Origin of the sequence: Streptomyces sp. 130, from assembly GCF_007096885.1 — a bacterium.
Taxonomy (GTDB): domain Bacteria; phylum Actinomycetota; class Actinomycetes; order Streptomycetales; family Streptomycetaceae; genus Streptomyces.
The window spans coordinates 1-16,649 of the sequence record NZ_VJNO01000041.1; the positions used below are offsets into that span (position 1 = coordinate 1).

18 protein-coding genes are annotated in these 16,649 nt (G+C 72.4%); 10 read left to right on the forward strand and 8 right to left on the reverse strand.

The genetic code is table 11. The features are described from left to right. Window positions 1–97 precede the first annotated feature (97 nt). Together FKN01_RS26940 and FKN01_RS26945 are read right to left on the reverse strand one after the other, a co-directional pair. The gene (locus FKN01_RS26940) at window positions 98–1,420 is read right to left on the reverse strand and encodes a DUF3152 domain-containing protein (protein WP_143625031.1); all 1,323 of its coding nucleotides are present in this window, start codon (window positions 1,418–1,420) and stop codon (window positions 98–100) included. Next, entirely contained in the window at window positions 1,405–2,370 is a 966-nt protein-coding gene (locus tag FKN01_RS26945; protein WP_143625033.1) for an alpha/beta fold hydrolase, read from the reverse strand. The genes FKN01_RS26940 and FKN01_RS26945 overlap by 16 nt, the downstream gene beginning before the upstream one ends. A 111-nt stretch (window positions 2,371–2,481) precedes the next feature. Here FKN01_RS26945 and FKN01_RS26950 point away from each other — a divergent pair, with 111 nt between their 5' ends. The 4 genes from FKN01_RS26950 to FKN01_RS26970 all read left to right on the forward strand — a co-directional run bounded on the left by FKN01_RS26950 (window position 2,482) and on the right by FKN01_RS26970 (window position 4,323). Next, on the forward strand, window positions 2,482–2,697 hold the full coding sequence (locus tag FKN01_RS26950; protein ID WP_143625035.1) for a hypothetical protein: 216 nt from the start codon (window positions 2,482–2,484) through the stop codon (window positions 2,695–2,697). Between the two features lie 168 nt (window positions 2,698–2,865). Next, window positions 2,866–3,507 (forward strand): TetR/AcrR family transcriptional regulator, encoded by a 642-nt coding sequence (locus FKN01_RS26960; RefSeq protein ID WP_143625039.1) that lies wholly within the window; start codon window positions 2,866–2,868, stop codon window positions 3,505–3,507. 129 nt (window positions 3,508–3,636) lie between these two features. Then, window positions 3,637–3,864: a DUF3107 domain-containing protein gene (locus tag FKN01_RS26965; protein WP_185993000.1), complete on the forward strand. Its 228-nt coding sequence runs from the start codon at window positions 3,637–3,639 to the stop codon at window positions 3,862–3,864. 189 nt (window positions 3,865–4,053) lie between these two features. After that, entirely contained in the window at window positions 4,054–4,323 is a 270-nt protein-coding gene (locus FKN01_RS26970; protein ID WP_143625043.1) for a hypothetical protein, read from the forward strand. A 12-nt stretch (window positions 4,324–4,335) separates the two neighbouring features. Here the strand turns inward: FKN01_RS26970 and FKN01_RS26975 are convergent, their stop codons facing one another. Beyond that, a complete protein-coding gene (locus FKN01_RS26975) occupies window positions 4,336–5,070 on the reverse strand; it encodes a ferritin-like fold-containing protein (protein WP_143625044.1) in 735 nt (244 codons plus the stop codon). Window positions 5,071–5,541: 471 nt separating this feature from the next. Here FKN01_RS26975 and FKN01_RS26980 point away from each other — a divergent pair, with 471 nt between their 5' ends. Then, window positions 5,542–7,437: a DEAD/DEAH box helicase gene (locus FKN01_RS26980; RefSeq protein ID WP_143625046.1), complete on the forward strand. Its 1,896-nt coding sequence runs from the start codon at window positions 5,542–5,544 to the stop codon at window positions 7,435–7,437. 510 nt (window positions 7,438–7,947) lie between these two features. Next, on the forward strand, window positions 7,948–8,793 hold the full coding sequence (locus tag FKN01_RS26985) for an alpha/beta fold hydrolase (RefSeq protein WP_143625048.1): 846 nt from the start codon (window positions 7,948–7,950) through the stop codon (window positions 8,791–8,793). Between the two features lie 22 nt (window positions 8,794–8,815). Here the strand turns inward: FKN01_RS26985 and FKN01_RS26990 are convergent, their stop codons facing one another. Next, on the reverse strand, window positions 8,816–9,703 hold the full coding sequence (locus tag FKN01_RS26990; protein ID WP_143625050.1) for an NYN domain-containing protein: 888 nt from the start codon (window positions 9,701–9,703) through the stop codon (window positions 8,816–8,818). A gap of 209 nt (window positions 9,704–9,912) precedes the next feature. On the opposite strand from FKN01_RS26990, the gene FKN01_RS32650 reads away from it, so the two are divergent. After that, window positions 9,913–10,065, forward strand: coding sequence for a hypothetical protein (locus tag FKN01_RS32650; protein WP_018105503.1), 153 nt, complete (start codon window positions 9,913–9,915; stop codon window positions 10,063–10,065). A 91-nt stretch (window positions 10,066–10,156) separates the two neighbouring features. On the opposite strand, the gene FKN01_RS26995 is transcribed toward FKN01_RS32650, so the two are convergent. From FKN01_RS26995 to FKN01_RS27005, 3 genes are all read right to left on the reverse strand, one after another. Then, on the reverse strand, window positions 10,157–10,762 hold the full coding sequence (locus FKN01_RS26995; RefSeq protein ID WP_143625052.1) for a MarC family protein: 606 nt from the start codon (window positions 10,760–10,762) through the stop codon (window positions 10,157–10,159). A 131-nt stretch (window positions 10,763–10,893) separates the two neighbouring features. Then, window positions 10,894–11,760, reverse strand: a complete 867-nt coding sequence (locus tag FKN01_RS27000; RefSeq protein ID WP_143625054.1) for a PHP domain-containing protein — start codon at window positions 11,758–11,760, stop codon at window positions 10,894–10,896. A gap of 122 nt (window positions 11,761–11,882) precedes the next feature. Further along, complete coding sequence (locus FKN01_RS27005) at window positions 11,883–12,527, reverse strand: DUF6758 family protein (protein WP_143625056.1); 645 nt, start codon at window positions 12,525–12,527, stop codon at window positions 11,883–11,885. A 204-nt stretch (window positions 12,528–12,731) separates the two neighbouring features. On the opposite strand from FKN01_RS27005, the gene FKN01_RS27010 reads away from it, so the two are divergent. Beyond that, window positions 12,732–13,979 (forward strand): MFS transporter, encoded by a 1,248-nt coding sequence (locus FKN01_RS27010; protein WP_143625058.1) that lies wholly within the window; start codon window positions 12,732–12,734, stop codon window positions 13,977–13,979. A 4-nt stretch (window positions 13,980–13,983) separates the two neighbouring features. On the opposite strand, the gene FKN01_RS27015 is transcribed toward FKN01_RS27010, so the two are convergent. After that, complete coding sequence (locus FKN01_RS27015) at window positions 13,984–14,568, reverse strand: suppressor of fused domain protein (protein ID WP_143625060.1); 585 nt, start codon at window positions 14,566–14,568, stop codon at window positions 13,984–13,986. 403 nt (window positions 14,569–14,971) lie between these two features. Here FKN01_RS27015 and FKN01_RS27025 point away from each other — a divergent pair, with 403 nt between their 5' ends. Together FKN01_RS27025 and FKN01_RS27030 are read left to right on the forward strand one after the other, a co-directional pair. Further along, entirely contained in the window at window positions 14,972–16,093 is a 1,122-nt protein-coding gene (locus FKN01_RS27025) for a magnesium and cobalt transport protein CorA (RefSeq protein ID WP_143625062.1), read from the forward strand. Window positions 16,094–16,128: 35 nt separating this feature from the next. Continuing rightward, a complete protein-coding gene (locus tag FKN01_RS27030; protein ID WP_143625064.1) occupies window positions 16,129–16,644 on the forward strand; it encodes a hypothetical protein in 516 nt (171 codons plus the stop codon). Window positions 16,645–16,649 lie beyond the last annotated feature (5 nt).

Below are 16,649 nucleotides of genomic sequence, written 5' to 3' on the forward strand. Positions count from 1 at the left end.
CGCGGTGGGCGGGGCCCCCGGCCCCGCCACCGAAAGGGGTGAACCGGCGTAACTTTCCCGGCGGAACAGCGTTCTGTCGCGCCGGGGAGACCGAGGGTTACTCGGCGACGGGGTGGACCCAGGGGTTCGGGCGGCATTTGATGCCGTCGAGGTCCAGCGTCTTCGTCTGCTGCTGCATGACCGGCGCGAGCGTGCCCTCCGTGCGGCAGCTCTCGTGGTTGTGGCCGAGCCGGTGGCCGACCTCGTGGTTGATGAGCATCTGCCGGTACGAGAACAGCTTGTCCGGTCCGAAGGTGGCCGAACCCTGCGCCCAGCGGTAGGCGTTGATCATCACGCGCTCGGTGGCGGCCGAGTCGCAGGAGACGTTGTCCTCCATGGTGTCCAGGCCGGACTTGGCGCACCACTTGCCGGTGGTGCCGGGGCTGGCCAGCGTGATGACGAAGTCCGGGTCTCCCTCGGAGATCCGTTCGAAGGTCATGTCGCCGTCGTGCGCCCAGCTCCGGTCGTCGTTGAGGGTCTTCTGGACGGCCTGGGCGAACAACTGGGCGTCGAGCCCGAGGCCCTTCTCCACGTCGATCCGGTAGCGGTGGAGCGTTCCCTTGCCGGGCGCCCTGGCCGAGCCGGGCACGGTCTCGAACTCCCCCGAGCCGGTCAGCGCCGGCGACAGCGGATAGGGCTTGGCCATTTTCTGTTCATACGTAAGGGGCTTGACGGCCGCCGCCCCGGGCGAGGGGGTCGTACGGCTGTCCGAGCGGGAGGCGTCGTCCGCGTCGTCCCGGTCGACCCCCGCGGCCCGCGCGGCGCCGGTCCCCGAGGCGCTGTCGTGGGCGACCTGCCCGGCCACGGCGACCGCGAGCACGGCGGTCACCGCGGCCGCCGCGATCCCGGTCAGGGTGCGGCCCTTGCCGCCCCTGGCCGGGGCCGCCTCCTCGTCGCGCCGGGACTCCGGCTCACGGGGGTCCCGGTCGGTGACGGAGCGGTACGGGTCGTCGGCCACCGGTTCGGGCCGGGGCGGGGCGGGCGGTGCCGGCGGGCCGTCGAAGGCTTCGACGAACTCGCGCCGCGGGCCCGGTATCAGCGGCCGGGCGCCCGTGGCCTGCTGCTGGTGGTGCGGGGGGCGCGGGGCGCCGGGGCGCGCGCCGGACGCGGGCGCCTTGACGCCGGAGCCGACCGGGGCGCGCATGGGGCCCGCGCCCCAGCCGCCGCCCGGTTCGCGCTGCTCGGGGTGGCCGCCGCGCACCTCGGGCGCCCCCGCGAAGGGCGTGGGCCCCTCCTGCCGTCTGCGCCGTCCGGTGCCCGCGACGGGCCGGGCCGCCTCGCGCCCCGCTTCGTCCGGCTCCGCCTGCCCGGTCCCGGGCGCGCTGGGCGCAGGGCCCCTCCGGCTGTGTCGTCCCACGCCCTGGATCAGCTCCCGCCGCATTCGTCGAGCAATTCCCGGAACGCCTGGGCGACCGCCTCCGGGTACTCCATCATCGCCACGTGCCCGGCATCGGGCAGTGTCAGCAGGCGCGCGTCGCGGAAGGCCGCGGACGCCCTGCGGGCCATCCGGAACGAGACGAGCCGGTCCCGTCCGCCGTACACCAGCTGGGTCGGCGCGAGCACCCGCTCGGCCTGGCGCCACAGCCCGTGCTGTCCGCCCAGCGTGTACGCGTCGACGATGCCACGGGCGGAACGCGCCATGGCGTCCCAGAAGTACGGCAGCTCCAGCCGGCGCTCCATTTCGGCCACCGCGTCGCGGAAGCCGGCCTCGGAGACCCGTGCCGGATCGCCGTAACAGAGTGCCATGACTCCGCGGGTGCGGTCCTCCGCGGTCCAGTCCCGGGAGAGCCGGGCGAACAGGGAGGCGACGCCCGGCAGTGCGAGCAGCGCGGTCGGGGCGGCCGTGCGCTGGACCCGGATCTCCGGGAGCGCGGGCGAGATCAGCGTGAGCGTACGCACCAGGTCGGGGCGGACCGCGGCGACCCGGGTGGCGATCGCGCCGCCCATCGAGTTGCCGAACAGGTGGACGGGGCCGCGCTCCTGGGCGTCCAGCAGACGGATGACCGCCCGGGCGTGTCCGGTGACCGAGTAGTTCCCGTCGTCCGGGGGCGGCGAGTCGCCGAAGCCGGGCAGGTCGACCGCCTCGCAGTCGGCCAGGTCCTCCAGCAGCGGCATCAGGGCCGACCAGTTCTGCGAGGAGCCGCCGAGGCCGTGCACGAAGAGGGCGGGCGGCAGCCCGGGCCCCCGGGACGGCCGGGAACGGACGGTGAGCGTCAGCCCGGGCAGCTCGACGGAGCGAAGCCGCTCCCCCTCCGCGACCCTGACGGCGCTCACCGTGGGTGACACCGCTGCGGCGGCGGCGCGGACTCCCGGCAGCTCGGTCGAAGACATGCGGCAATGTTACGAGATGATCACACCGGGGTTCATGTGTTCGCCGTCACACGATCACATAGCGGCTTCCCGGGGTACCTCATAGGCTCGAACCGAGGAAGGGAGTCCACCATGACGGCCGACCCGAGGGACCCGGAGACCTTCGAGGGCGTCCAGCCGGACGAGCCCGACCAGGAGACGCCCGAGGCGGACGCCGCCGAGCAGCACGCCGACCTCCGCCCGGAGAGCGACGAACCGCTCACCGGCCTCGACCGCGACGGCGCCAGCGAAGCGGACGCGGCGGACCAGGCCCGCGTGGTGCCACAGGATGAGGACGATTACCGCTGATACGTCCCGCTCTGCCCACCCGGGCGGACACTCCGCGGGTTCCGCAGCCGTCCGGTCCGTGAAATTCTGCGTCCGCGCCGCGCATACCGGGGTTACCCAAAAGTACGATGTCGGTATGGCGCGGCACGTACGGAACGGCTGTGTCGGACCACGAATTTGGGAGGCGGCGTGACAGCCATCGAGCAGACCGAGGCGGCGCGCCCGCGGGGCACTCGCCTGCCCCGCCGCGCCCGACGCAATCAGCTGCTGGGAGCCGCGCAGGAGGTCTTCGTCGCGCAGGGCTACCACTCCGCGGCGATGGACGACATCGCGGAGCGCGCCGGGGTCAGCAAGCCGGTGCTCTACCAGCACTTCCCCGGCAAGCTGGAGCTCTACCTGGCCCTCCTCGACCAGCACTGCGAGTCGCTGCTCCAGTCCGTGCGTACGGCGCTGGCGTCGACCACGGACAACAAGCTGCGCGTGGCCGCGACGATGGACGCGTACTTCGCGTACGTGGAGGACGAGGGCGGCGCCTTCCGGCTGGTCTTCGAGTCCGACCTGACCAACGAGCCCGCCGTGCGCGAGCGCGTGGACCGGGTCTCGCTCCAGTGCGCCGAGGCGATCTCCGACGTGATCGCGGGCGACACGGGCCTGTCCAAGGACGAGTCCATGCTCCTCGCGGTGGGCCTCGGCGGGGTGTCCCAGGTGGTCGCCCGCTACTGGCTGTCGAGCCGGTCGGGCATTCCGCGCGACACCGCGGTCCAGCTGCTCACCTCGCTGGCCTGGCGCGGCATCGCCGGCTTCCCCCTGCACGGCATCGATCAGCACTGACCGGCCGGCGGCCCCCGTGTTCGCTGCGGGCGTGGCCGGGGGCGCCTGACGAATCCCTTCAGCGGGCTAATGTGTGCTGCGTACGGCGCGGTTCGCCGCGCAGGGACTGACCGTCGGAGGGACATAGCCGTGGAGGTCAAGATCGGGGTGCAGCACACGCCCCGGGAGATCGTTCTGGAGAGCGGGCTTTCCGCCGAAGAGGTCGAGAGCACGGTGTCCGAGGCTCTCGCCGGCAAGGCGCAGCTGCTCAGCCTCACGGACGAGAAGGGCCGCAAGGTCCTGGTGCCGGCCGACCGGATCGCCTACGTGGAGATCGGCGAGCCCAGCACCCGACGGGTGGGGTTCGGCGCGCTGTAAGGCGTACGAACGCGAGGAGCGGCCCGGCGGGACATCCCGCCGGGCCGCTCCTCATTCGGCGCCCGTCCGCGGCGTCCGCTGTGCGGCGGCTGGGCGAAGCCTGTGCGCGGGAGGGTTGTGAACGGTCGCTCACGGGTAGTACGAGCAGGACCGGAGCGCCCGTTCCGAATATCTGCGAGGTGATCGTCCGTGATCCTGGAGACCTTCAGCGCCGTCGTGCTCGGAGTGGCCCTCTCCTGGGCGGCGCTGCGCTCACTCCCCGGCCGGCTCCCGGCCCGTCGGGCCGTGTTCGGCACGGGGGCCCTCGGCGGCCTGTTCGGCGCGTCCCTGATGCACTCGGTGCTCGGCCCGGGCCACGCGGCGGCCGTCGTGGTGGGCGCCGTGCTGATCGCCGCGGTGACGGTGTCCCTGCTGATCCGGCCCCGCAGCCGCCGGCTGCGCCGGTCGGCCGCCGCCTGACCCTCCGGCCTCTTACGCGGCCAGGCCCAGGGCGGCCATGCGCTTGGTGTGCGCCTCGGTGATCCGGGAGAACATCCGGCCCACCTCCGCCAGGTCGAAGCCGTCCGCGACCCCGCCGACCAGCATGGTCGACAGCGCGTCGCGGTCCGCGACCACGCGCTGCGCCTGCGACAGCGCCTCGCCCATCAGCCGCCGCGCCCACAGCGCCAGCCGGCCGCCGACCCTCGGGTCCGCCTCGATCGCCGCGCGCACCTTCTCGACGGCGAAGTTGCCGTGGCCCGTGTCGTCCAGCACGGCCAGCACGAGCGACCGGGTGTCGGAGTCCAGCCGGACCGCGACCTCCCGGTAGAAGTCGCTGGCGATCGAGTCGCCGACGTACGCCTTGACCAGGCCCTCCAGCCAGTCCGAGGGGGCGGTCTGGCGGTGGAAGTCGTCCAGCGCCCGGGCGAAGGGCTCCATGGCGGCGGTCGGCTCGACCTCGATGGCGGTCAGCCGCTCCGTCAGCCGCTCGAAGTGGTGGAACTCGGCGGACGCCATCTTCGCCAGCTCCGCCTTGTCGGCCAGCGTCGGCGCCAGCTTGGCGTCCTCGGCCAGCCGCTCGAAGGCCGCGAGCTCCCCGTAGGCGAGGGCCCCCAGCAGGTCCACGACGGCGGCCCGGTACTGCGGCTGCGCGGACGCGGTGGCCCAGTCCTGGTCGGCGATTCTGGTCGTCGCGGGGGCTTCGTTGGCGTTGTCAGGCGTCTCCATGCAGCGCAGAATAGCCCGCCCGAGCGGCGGCGGAAGGGCCCGCCCGACGACCGACGTCACACCGTTCCGACGAATTCGCCCAACACAGATGCGCCGATCCGGGGTACAGTGGTAATGCGCTTACTGAGCACTTTGCATCTGCTCGTGGCGCGAAATTGAATGAGGATGCCCGGTCGGTGGCCCGATCGGCTCCGACCCGACAGCCCTCCACGCGGTGTGTGCACACGTACGACCGCAGATGAGGGGCCCCCTCAGCGGCACGAGCGCTCGAGCGACGGCAGTGGTCCCGCGCCACCCGGCCCATCCGCCGGATGACCAACCCCGGCACGGTACGACCCCCTTCGTTCGCCTCGGACCGCGTCTCACAGAAGAGGCAGCACCCTGACTACGTTCCGAGACCTCGGGATTCTCTCCGAGACCGCCGAGGCCCTTGAGGCCGTCGGCATCACGTCCCCCTTTCCCATCCAGGAGCTGACGCTCCCGGTCGCCCTCTCCGGCTCCGACGTCATCGGCCAGGCCAAGACCGGCACCGGCAAGACGCTCGGCTTCGGCCTCCCGCTCCTCGAGCGCGTCACCGTCCTCGCCGACGTCGAGGCGGGCCGCGCGAAGCCGGAGGAGCTGACCGACTCCCCGCAGGCCCTCATCGTCGTGCCCACCCGCGAGCTGTGCCAGCAGGTCACCAACGACCTGCTCACCGCCGGCAAGGTGCGCAACGTGCGGGTCCTCGCGATCTACGGCGGCCGGGCCTACGAGCCCCAGGTCGAGGCCCTGAAGAAGGGCGTCGACGTGATCGTCGGCACCCCCGGCCGGCTGCTCGACCTCGCGGGCCAGCGCAAGCTGGACCTGTCGAAGGTCCGCGCGCTCGTCCTCGACGAGGCCGACGAGATGCTGGACCTGGGCTTCCTGCCCGACGTCGAGCGCATCATCACGATGCTGCCGGCGAAGCGCCAGACCATGCTGTTCTCGGCCACCATGCCGGGCGCGGTGATCTCGCTCGCCCGCCGCTACATGTCCCAGCCGACGCACATCAACGCCACCTCGCCCGATGACGAGGGCACGACCGTCAAGAACACGGCGCAGTACGTCTACCGCGCCCACTCGATGGACAAGCCCGAGATGGTCGCGCGCATCCTGCAGGCCGAGGGCCGCGGGCTCGCGATGATCTTCTGCCGCACCAAGCGCACCGCGGCGGACATCGCCGAGCAGCTGGAGCGGCGCGGCTTCGCCTCCGGCGCGGTCCACGGCGACCTCGGCCAGGGCGCCCGCGAGCAGGCCCTGCGCGCCTTCCGCAACGGCAAGGTCGACGTGCTGGTCTGCACCGACGTCGCCGCCCGCGGTATCGACGTCGAGGGCGTGACGCACGTCATCAACTACCAGTCCCCCGAGGACGAGAAGACCTACCTGCACCGCATCGGCCGCACCGGCCGCGCCGGCGCCAAGGGCATCGCGATCACGCTGGTCGACTGGGACGACATCCCGCGCTGGCAGCTGATCAACAAGACCCTGGACCTCAGCTTCCCGGACCCGGTCGAGACGTACTCCACCTCCCCGCACCTCTACGAGGACCTGGACATCCCGGCCGGCACCAAGGGTGTCCTGCCGCGCGCCGAGCGCACCCGCGCCGGTCTCGGGGCCGAGGAGATCGAGGACCTGGGCGAGACCGGCGGCCGGGGCCGCAGGTCCGCCGCGCCGGCCGCCCGCGAGGAGCGGGCCCCGCGCACCCCGCGTCAGCGCCGTCGCACCCGTGGTGGCGCGTCGGTCGCCGAGGGCGCCGCGACCGTGCCCGCGCCGGCCGCCGAGGCCGAGGCGCCGGCCGACGCCCCGCGCACCCCGCGCCGCCGCCGGCGTACCCGTGTCAACGCGGCGGAGGCCGTCGCCGCCGAGGCCGCGGTCGCCGTGGCCGAGGCGCCCGCAGCCGAGGTGCCCGCGGCCGTGGTGGCCGAGCCGGAGGCCCCGGCCGCGCCGAAGAAGCGCACCCGGACCCGGGCCGCGAAGCCGAAGACGGAGGCGGTCGCCGCCGAGGTCGTCGCGGAGACCGCGGCCACCGAGGGCGAGGCCGCACCGCGTCGCCGCCGGGCCCGGGTGGCCAAGCCGGCGACCGAGGAGGCCACGGTCCAGAGCGCGCCGGTGGCCGAGCCGGAGGCGCCCGCCGTCACCCGGCCGCGCCGCCGTCGGGTGATCAAGCCGGTCGAGGACGAGGTCGACTTCCAGATCGCCCCGATCTCGGAGCCCGAGCCGGTGCGTCGTCGTACGCGCACGGCGTCCAAGCCGAAGACGGAGGCCGTGGCGGAGGCCACGACCGCCGAGGGCGAGGCCAAGCCGCGCCGGCGCCGGGCGCCGCGCGCCACCGCGAAGGCCGAGGGCTGAGCGGACCACGCATCACCTGACGGGCGGCCCCGGGGGATTTTCCCCCGGGGCCGCCCGCCGTACGCGGACGGGACCGGGCCGCCGTCTTACACGGACGAGATCAGGCCGCCCGTCGTACACGGAGTGGACAGGTCGCCCGTCGTACGCGGACGAGACAGGGCCACCCGTCGTACGCGGACAGGACCGGGCCGCCGTCTTACGCGGACGAGATCAGGCCGCCCCTCCTACGCGGACGAGACAGGGCCACCCCTCGTACACGGACAGGACCGGGCCGCCGTCTTACGCGGACGAGATCAGGCCGCCCCTCCTACGCGGACGAGACAGGACCGCCCCTCCTACGCGGACGAGACAGGGCCACCCCTCGTACACGGACAGGACGGGGCCGCCCCTCGTACGCGGACAGGACCGGGCCGCCCCTCCTACGCGGACGAGATAGGACCGCCCCTCCTACGCGGACGAGACAGGGCCACCTGTCGTACGCGGGCGGGCGGGACGTTTTAACCTCGTCCCATGAGCAGGCCACCCACGTTCACCCCGCCCTCCTGTGCCCGTGCCCGTGCGCTGCCCACCGCGCGCGGCGACTTCGCCGTGCTGGACGCGGCCCCCGCCGGGGCCCCGCGCGGCACCGCCCTGCTGGTGCCCGGGTACACCGGCAGCAAGGAGGACTTCATCGCGCTCCTCGAACCGCTCGCGGAGGCCGGATACCGTGCCGTCGCCATCGACGGGCGCGGGCAGTTCGAGAGCCCGGGGACGGACGGCCTCCAGGAGTACGCGCAGGAGGAGCTGGCCCGTGACGTGCTCGCGCAGACGGCCGCGCTCGGCGCCGGCGAGGGCGAGGTGCACCTGCTGGGGCACTCGCTCGGCGGGCAGCTCTGCCGGGCCGCGGTCCTGCTGGACGCGTCGCCGTTCCGCTCGCTGACCCTGATGTCCTCGGGGCCCGCCGAGGTGGTCGAGGCGCAACAGGTCAAGCTGAAGATCCTCGGTGACGCGCTGGCCACCATGACCATGAGCGACGTCTGGGACGCGATGCGCGCCTTCGACCCGCCGGCCGAGGCGGAGACGGGCGGCGAGGACCTGCGGCGGCGCTGGCTGCTCCACCGTCCGGCCCAGCTGATCGCGACGGGCCGTCAGCTGGCCGCCGAGCCGGACCGGGTGGCCGAACTCGCCGCGACCGGGCTGCCCGTCCACGTCATCTCCGGTGAGGTGGACGACGTCTGGCCGGTGCCGGTGCTGGACGAGATGGCGGTACGCCTGGGGGCGCGCCGGACCCGGATCGAGGGCGCCGAGCACTCCCCCAACACGGCCCGGCCGGAGGCGACCGCCGCCGCGCTCGCCTCCTTCTGGGACGGCCTGTAGCTCGTCGCCGTACCGGCGGGTCTCAGTACTGGGACTGGAGGTGCTGCCAGAAGCCGTCGCGCAGCGCCCGCCGCAGCGGGGGGTGGCCGCGCAGCGAGCGCTGGAGGAGGCGTTCGGCCTCGTGCAGCAGGTCCTGGTCGACCGAGCCCGGCAGGAAGGGGTGGCCGGGCAGCAGGTCGGCCAGGGATTCACGGCCGCGCGCGGCGAGCCAGGCCGCCGCGATCTGCGCGCCGACGAAGTGGACGTCCTCGCGCGAGGGTGCGGGGGCGTCCTCGTCGTACGTGGTGACGGGGCGTCTGGTCACGTACGGGCGGCAGAAGTCCAGGTCGAAGGTGCGCTGGCTGTCCACCTCCCAGAGCAGCGGCTCCGCCTGGTTGCGCCCCTCGCCCGCCTCGATGCCCCACAGGTGGACCCGGGCGCCGTAGCCCTGCGCGGCCTCGACGGCCGAGACCAGGTCCTCGTCGCCGCCGACGAGCGCGGCGTCGCTGATGGCCCGGTGGCGGGCGAGCGACTCCAGGTCGGTGCGGATGAGGGAGTCGACGCCCTTCTGCTGGTTGTTGGCGTTGAGGTTGCCGAGTCTGACCTTGACGTCCGGCAGTTCGGCGATGGTCTGCTGCTCGGTGGTGTGGATGCGGCGCCTGGCCCCGTCGTACCAGTACACGCGCAGCAGCCGGCTGTCCGCGAAGATGGTGCGGGCCTTGTCGATGAACGCCTCGATCAGCCCCTCGGCGTCGAGGTCGAAGGAGCGCCGGTCCTCGGTACCGGTGACGAGCAGCCCGGCGGCGGCGTACACGTATCCCGCGTCCACGAAGATCGCGTGGGTCGACGGTGTCTTCGAAACCTCGGCGAGTACGCGTTCGAGCAGGGCGTTGGTGCGGTCCAGCCGCTCGCCGATCTCCGCGTCGTTCATGCGCGTCCCGTCGCGCCCGTACGCCTGATTACCAACCGGTATTTAGACATCCGAAAAATTTCCTTAGCGTAGGGAATGATTGCAGGGGGCAAGTCGTTGTACCCGGTGTGGGGCGCTCGACAGACATGCCTGGCGCTCCTCATCCTTGCGGACGGGACACCGTCCTCCCAGTAGTTCTCCAGCAGGAGGATCAGACGAAGGGAAGCCCTATGCGCTTCGAGATCATGCGACTCGACGATGTCGACGGTACCGCCGTGGACAGCACCGTCGTGGACGCCGCCTCCGTCAAGCGGATCGTGCAGCAGGCCGCGGCCACGGGCCAGCGCATCTACATCCGCCCGGCCGAAAGTCCGGCTTCGTAACACCTTGCCGATGTGAGTTGCCGTCGTAACGAAGACGAAGCGCCCCCGCACGGAACGACCGTGCGGGGGCGCTGTTGCGTCCGGGTCCGGGTCAGGCGCCCTGGATGACCTGGGTGACGCCGTTGATGATCTGCTGCACGGCGATGGCCGACAGCATCATGCCGGCCAGCCTGGTGACGAGCACGACGCCGCCGTCCTTGATGACGCGGATGATCAGCAGCGAGTAGCGCATGGTCAGCCAGAGCACGACGTGCATGACGAGGATCGCCGACCAGACGGAGATCTGGCTCGCGACGCTGTCGGCGTGCTGCACGGCGAGGATCACCGAGACGATCGCGCCCGGACCGGCGAGCAGCGGCATGCCGAGCGGTACGAGGGCGACGTTGACGTCCTTGGTCTGTGTCGGCTCGTCGGTCTTGCCGGTGAGCAGATCGAGCGCGATGAGCAGCAGGAGCAGCCCGCCGGCGATCATCAGCGCCGGCACGGAGACGTGCAGGTAGTCCAGGATCTGCTGGCCGAGCACGCCGAAGACGGCGATGACGCCGAAGGCGACGGCGACCGCCTGGAGCGCCATCCGGCGCTGCGTCTTGGCGGGGCGGCCGGCGGTCAGGGCGAGGAAGATCGGGGTGATTCCGGGCGGATCCATAATCACAAAAAGGGTGAGAAAAAGGGATCCGAAGACAGCGACGTCGAACACGGGTGAGCCTTGTGGGGAGTGAGCGGGTGTGCGGCGGGTGGCCGCGGGGAAGTGACGCGCCCCGGGGCAGCCGGGCAGGCCGGACGGCGGGCGGGGTGCGGTGAAGGGGTTGAGCGGGGTACGCGGCGTCGTTACGCGGTGGCGCGTCCGCCGGCGCCCGGCACCGGGAAGGCTCCCGTGGCGCGCCGGGTGATCTCGCCGTAGATCTCGGGGTCGGTGGTGTACGCGCCGAGCTCCACGGTCTTGCGGCTGCCGTGGTAGTCGCTGGAGCCGGTCGTCAGCAGCCCGAGCTCGCGGGCGAGTGCGCGCAGCCGGGTCCGGGTCGGCTCGTCGTGGTCCATGTGGTCGACCTCGATGCCGTCGAGCCCGGCGGCGGCCAGCTCGGCGATCCGCGCCTCGGGCACCGTACGCCCGCGCTTGACGGCGGCCGGGTGGGCGAAGACGGTGACGCCCCCCGCGGCCTTGACGAGCCGGATCGCGTCGAAGGGGTCCAGCTCGTGCTTCTCCGCGTACGCGCGCCCGCCGTCACCGAGCCAGTCGGGCGTGAAGGCGTCGGACACGGTCGGGACGACGCCCAGCTCGACGAGGGCGGTGGCGACGTGCGGCCGGCCCACGGAGCCGTCGCCGGCGATGCGGGCGACCTGCTCCCAGGTGACGGGGACGCCCAGCTCCTGGAGTTTGCGGACCATGGCCCGGGCGCGCGGCACCCGGTCGTCGCGCACCAGCTCGCGCTCGCGGGCGAACTCCGGCTCGTCCGGGTCGAAGAGGTACGCCAGCATGTGCAGGCCCACGCCGTCGACGCGGCAGGACAGCTCGGCGCCCGGGACCAGCGTGAGCCCTTCGGGGAGCGCGGCGGCGGCCTCGGCGTGGCCGCGCACGGTGTCGTGGTCGGTGAGGGCGACGACGTCCAGGCCCGCGGCGGCGGCGTTGCGCACCAGCTCGGCGGGGGTGTCCGTGCCGTCCGACGCGGTGGAGTGGGTGTGCAGATCGATGCGCACGACGCAGACTCCAGTGCTCTCGGCCGGACGGGGGGACACTCCAGGGTAACCGGCGCGCGAGCTTGATCCGGCCGCCCGCCGTGGAGAACCGGCCGGAGGTCCGGCCGAAGGGCCGAAGGCGGTCAGGGGCCCGTCAGCAGGCGGGGGGTCAGGGCGCCGCAGGGCACCAGGTCGACCTCTCCCCCGGCGTCGCGCAGGTCGGTGAGCACCAGCTCGTCGTACATGAGCAGTCCGGACTGCTCGGGCCAGACGATGGCCCACAGCCACAGGCCGCGCGCCTCGCCCGCGAAGACGGCGCGGTCGGCGGGAGCGTGCCTGACGTGCCAGAGGGGGGTGGGGCGTCCGGCGGCGAGCACCTTGCAGTCCGGGGGGCCGTCCACGCGCAGCAGGGGCCCGGGGTCCGGTCCGTCGATGCCCGCGTATCGCGCGCCGAGCCCGACGCCCAGCTCCTCGGCGACGAGCAGCAGCTCACCCATGCCGCCGAGCGGCCCCGGTCCGGAGCAGGCGACGGCGGTGGCGCGTCCGCCGGTGCGGTCGTCGCCGGCGGACGCGACGCCGGTGAACAGCCAGCCGACCGGAAGCGGCCAGGGCATCCACACGGGGACCCGCGCCCGGTGCACCACCACGCCGAGCGCCTCGACGCTCGGCGGGACGACCGGCTGGAGCGGGTGCACGCTGCCGTGGACGTCGCACTGCCAGGTGTCGGCGAAGAGTCCGGGCGCCCTGACCCGGCCTCCGCACTTCGGGCAACTTGGTTCGCCCCTCATACCTTCCCACGGTCCTCTCCGGCCGCCGCCGCGTCAAGGACGATCACCCTTGCGCGCCGCGCCCAGGCCCCTCTACCCCCGTGCGCCCCGCGGCCACCGGGCCGCGACCCGGAATTTTAGATGTAACTTGCACTCATTAGCTTCTCTAACTTATTCTGTGCATAACACATCGAATCAATGGAGCCAGCGGAGAGGAAGAAGCCCATGCCGTCAGAGGCAGTAACGGGGGACGATCCGTTCAACCAGGAGCCGGTCAGCATCCTGCGCCAGCCCAAGGCGGTCTGGGCCACGGCGGGCGCGTCCGTCGTCGCCTTCATGGGCATCGGCCTGGTGGACCCGATCCTGCCGTCCATCGCCAAGGGGCTGGATGCGACACCCAGCCAGGTGTCCCTGCTCTTCACCTCTTACTTCCTGATCACCGCCGTCGCGATGCTGGTGACCGGTTTCGTCTCCAGCCGCATCGGCGGGCGCAAGACGCTGCTCGCCGGGCTGGCGCTCGTGGTGGTCTTCGCCGCGCTCTCCGGGACCTCCACGTCGGTCGGGGAGCTGGTCGGCTTCCGGGCCGGCTGGGGCCTGGGCAACGCGCTGTTCGTCTCGACCGCGCTCGCCGTCATCGTCGGCGCCGCGGCCGGCGGCAGCTCGGCGGCGATCCTGCTGTACGAGTCGGCGCTCGGCCTCGGCATGGCGTGCGGGCCGCTGCTCGGCGCCCTGCTCGGTGACGCCAGCTGGCGCTACCCGTTCTTCGGGACGGCCGCGCTGATGGCGATCGGCTTCGTCTGCATCACCGCCTTCCTGAAGGAGCAGCCCAAGCCGGCCCGTAAGACCTCACTGCTCGACCCGGTCAAGGCGCTCGGCCACGGCGGGCTCGCCTCCGTCGCGGCGTCCGCCTTCTTCTACAACTACGCGTTCTTCACGATCCTGGCGTTCACCCCGTTCGTGCTGAACATGACGCCGTACAAGTCCGGTGCCGTCTTCTTCGCCTGGGGCCTGCTGCTCGCGGTCTTCTCGGTGCTCGTCGCGCCCCGGCTGCAGCAGCGGTTCGGCTCGCTCAAGGTGCTCGGCGCCTCGCTGGTGCTGCTCGCCGCCGACCTGGTGGTCCTCGGCTACGGCAGCCACACCACGGCCATCGTCTGCACCATCGTGTCCGGCGCCCTGATCGGCATGAACAACACCGTGTACACCGAGCTGGCGCTCGGCGTCTCGGACGCGCCGCGCCCGGTGGCCAGCGCGGGCTACAACTTCGTCCGCTGGTTCGCCGCCGCCGCCGCGCCCTACCTGGCCCCGAAGATCGAGGAGTGGAGCAACATCCACATTCCGTTCGTGGTCGCCGCCGTCGCCGCGGTGTTCGGCGCGATCGTGGTCTGGGTACGCCGCTCCGCGCTCACCCACGAGGCGGAGGAGCTGGAGCCGAAGCACGCCACGGAGGACGGCGTCACGGTCTTCGCCGGCTGAGCCGTCAGTCCAGAGTCACGGAAGGTCGCAGGGGATCGCGCAGGTCGGTCCCCTGCGACAGCCATTTCTCCTGGAGCTCCTGCGCACCCCGGACCCGCTTCCAGGCGGCCTCGTTGGGGGTCATCGGCAGCAGCGGCAGAAAGCGCACCGGCTCCAAGGGGGCATCCAGTTCCAGATCCGCCACCAGCCCCCCGCTCTCCGCGACGAGCACCGAGGTGAACGGCGCGCCCGGCCACAGCGGTTCGCCGACGTCGAGCGAGGCTCCGGGCGCCACGACCAGGCCCTCCACCTGGGGCGAGGCCGCGAGCACCGCGAGCTTGCGCAGCACCTGGTCGGTGTCGGCCAGGCCGCCGCGTACCGACAGGACCAGCTCGGCGCGCGGGCCCTTCAGCGGATCGGCCACGACGGCCGTCGGGTCGGACATCGGCTGGGCGGACATGCCGAGCGTGGCGTACCGCACGATGTCGCCGTCGATGAACCTGAGCACCTCGATCCGGTCCGTCCCGAGAAACGTCACTGCCGCACGCGCGTCCGGTTCACCCAGGGCCGTCCGCAGACGCGCCTCGACCAGAGCAAGAATTTCTGCCATGCCGCGAGCATAGGTCGCGTATGGAACGGGCAAAGTAAGGGATTGGCCCTGTACCGGCTGCTAGCCTGGGGTGTCGGCCGGGACAGCACGCTGAAGCGTCGCTCTCAGTCCCGGCGCTACGTCATCCCCCACGGGGGACCGGCAGGAGGAGGTGGGGCTGCGGTGGATCCGAGTCGATCGTGCAGTACCAACCGCTCTTCCGCCGGACGCCCCTCCGTGTGATCTGACACCCGGTCGGGGCCCTGGCATGTCGCACGACGGAAGAGCACGTCTTTTTGCCTGTCTGTAGCGAACGCCGTCGTCGTGCCGCCGCGGTGCCGCCCGCTTTGCGGATGTGAGTCCACGTCCCCATTCCGGGCTGTTCCACGCCCCCCGACGACGGCCCTCCGTGAAGGAGCCAGCCATGTCGATGATCCGTGACCTGCGCGCCGTCGTGCGCCCCTCCCTTCGCAAGACCACCCCCCTGCACAACAGCTACGACGCCACCCGCGACCCGTCCGCCTCCAGCGCGGTGGTCGACTGCGCGGTCTACCGCGACGGCCGCCGGCTCGCCGAGGCGGACGGCACCTGCCGCACCGCCCGCGAGGCGATGCTCCGGGTCCGGGAGAAGGGCGGCTTCGCCTGGATCGGGCTGCACGAGCCGACCGAGGAGGAATTCGCGGGCATCGCCCGGGAGTTCGGGCTGCACCCGCTGGCCGTGGAGGACGCGGTCCACGCCCACCAGCGCCCGAAGCTGGAGCGCTACGACGACACGCTGTTCACCGTCTTCAAGACCATCCACTACGTCGAGCACGCCGAACTGACCGCGACCAGCGAGGTCGTGGAGACCGGCGAGGTCATGTGCTTCACCGGCCGGGACTTCGTCATCACCGTGCGGCACGGCGGCCACGGCTCGCTGCGCGCCCTGCGCCACCGCCTGGAGGACGACCCCGAGCTGCTGGCCAAGGGCCCCTCCGCCGTGCTGCACTCCATCGCCGACCACGTGGTCGACGGCTACATCGCGGTGGCGGGCGCGGTGCAGGACGACATCGACGAGGTGGAGATCGAGGTGTTCTCCACGCCGGACAAGGGAAGCGCGCGCGGCTCGGACGCCGGGCGTATCTACCAGCTCAAGCGCGAGGTGCTGGAGTTCAAGCGGGCCGTCTCCCCGCTGCTGCGCCCGATGCAGCTGCTGAGCGAACGGCCCATGCGGCTGATCGACCCCGACATCCAGAAGTACTTCCGGGACGTCGCCGACCACCTGGTGCGGGTCCAGGAAGAGGTCATCGGCTTCGACGAACTGCTGAACTCCATCCTCCAGGCCAACCTGGCGCAGGCGACCGTCGCGCAGAACGAGGACATGCGCAAGATCACGTCCTGGGCGGCGATCGTCGCCGTGCCGACGATGATCTGCGGGGTCTACGGCATGAACTTCAAGCACATGCCGGAGCTGGGCTGGACGTACGGCTATCCGATGGTCATGGGCTTCATCGGCGTGGTCTGCTTCTCCATCCACCGCATGCTCAAGCGCAACGGCTGGCTCTGAGCTTCCCCGTACGCCGACGTTCTAAGCTTCGGCCCATGACTGCTGCTGACACGCTGCTCGGGACGGCCCTCGTCGAGGAGGCCACGAAGAAGTCGGGCCTCGTCTGGGTGCGTGGCACCGGCGCGGCGCGGGCGCTGTGGCACGTGTGGCACGAGGGCGCCGCCCACCTCGTCGGCGACGGCCCCGGCGAGCAGCCGCTCCCGGCCGGGCTCACCGAGGGCGCCACGGCCGAGGTCACCGTCCGCAGCAAGGACAAGGGCGGTCGCATCGTCGCCTGGCCGGCCGCGGTCACCGTGCTCGCCCCGCGCTCCGAGGAGTGGGAGGCCGCCGTCGCCGAGCTGAAGGGCAAGCGGCTGAACGCGCCGGACGCGGAGCGGATGACGGAGCGCTGGGCGCGCGAGTGCCGGGTCGTCCGGCTCACGCCCCTCGGCGCGCGCACCGAGCTGCCGCAGACCTCCGGGGCGGCGGCGCCGCTGCCGACGACGGCGACGACCCGGCGGCCGGTCCCGGCGGGCCTGCCGCGCCTGCTGAAGCGCTCACTGCGCGCGTAGGCGCC

What these genes read in the sequence shown, in the direction of transcription:
- FKN01_RS26975 (WP_143625044.1), bottom strand. Translation starts at nt 5,070, where the DNA reads ATGGAGACGCCTGACAACGCCAACGAAGCCCCCGCGACGACCAGAATC.
- FKN01_RS27030 (WP_143625064.1), top strand. Translation starts at nt 16,129, where the DNA reads ATGACTGCTGCTGACACGCTGCTCGGGACGGCCCTCGTCGAGGAGGCC.
- FKN01_RS32650 (WP_018105503.1), top strand. Translation starts at nt 9,913, where the DNA reads ATGCGCTTCGAGATCATGCGACTCGACGATGTCGACGGTACCGCCGTG.
- FKN01_RS26950 (WP_143625035.1), top strand. Translation starts at nt 2,482, where the DNA reads ATGACGGCCGACCCGAGGGACCCGGAGACCTTCGAGGGCGTCCAGCCG.
- FKN01_RS26945 (WP_143625033.1), bottom strand. Translation starts at nt 2,370, where the DNA reads ATGTCTTCGACCGAGCTGCCGGGAGTCCGCGCCGCCGCCGCAGCGGTG.
- FKN01_RS26985 (WP_143625048.1), top strand. Translation starts at nt 7,948, where the DNA reads ATGAGCAGGCCACCCACGTTCACCCCGCCCTCCTGTGCCCGTGCCCGT.
- FKN01_RS27015 (WP_143625060.1), bottom strand. Translation starts at nt 14,568, where the DNA reads ATGGCAGAAATTCTTGCTCTGGTCGAGGCGCGTCTGCGGACGGCCCTG.
- FKN01_RS26940 (WP_143625031.1), bottom strand. Translation starts at nt 1,420, where the DNA reads ATGCGGCGGGAGCTGATCCAGGGCGTGGGACGACACAGCCGGAGGGGC.
- FKN01_RS27025 (WP_143625062.1), top strand. Translation starts at nt 14,972, where the DNA reads ATGTCGATGATCCGTGACCTGCGCGCCGTCGTGCGCCCCTCCCTTCGC.
- FKN01_RS27005 (WP_143625056.1), bottom strand. Translation starts at nt 12,527, where the DNA reads ATGAGGGGCGAACCAAGTTGCCCGAAGTGCGGAGGCCGGGTCAGGGCG.
- FKN01_RS27010 (WP_143625058.1), top strand. Translation starts at nt 12,732, where the DNA reads ATGCCGTCAGAGGCAGTAACGGGGGACGATCCGTTCAACCAGGAGCCG.
- FKN01_RS26990 (WP_143625050.1), bottom strand. Translation starts at nt 9,703, where the DNA reads ATGAACGACGCGGAGATCGGCGAGCGGCTGGACCGCACCAACGCCCTG.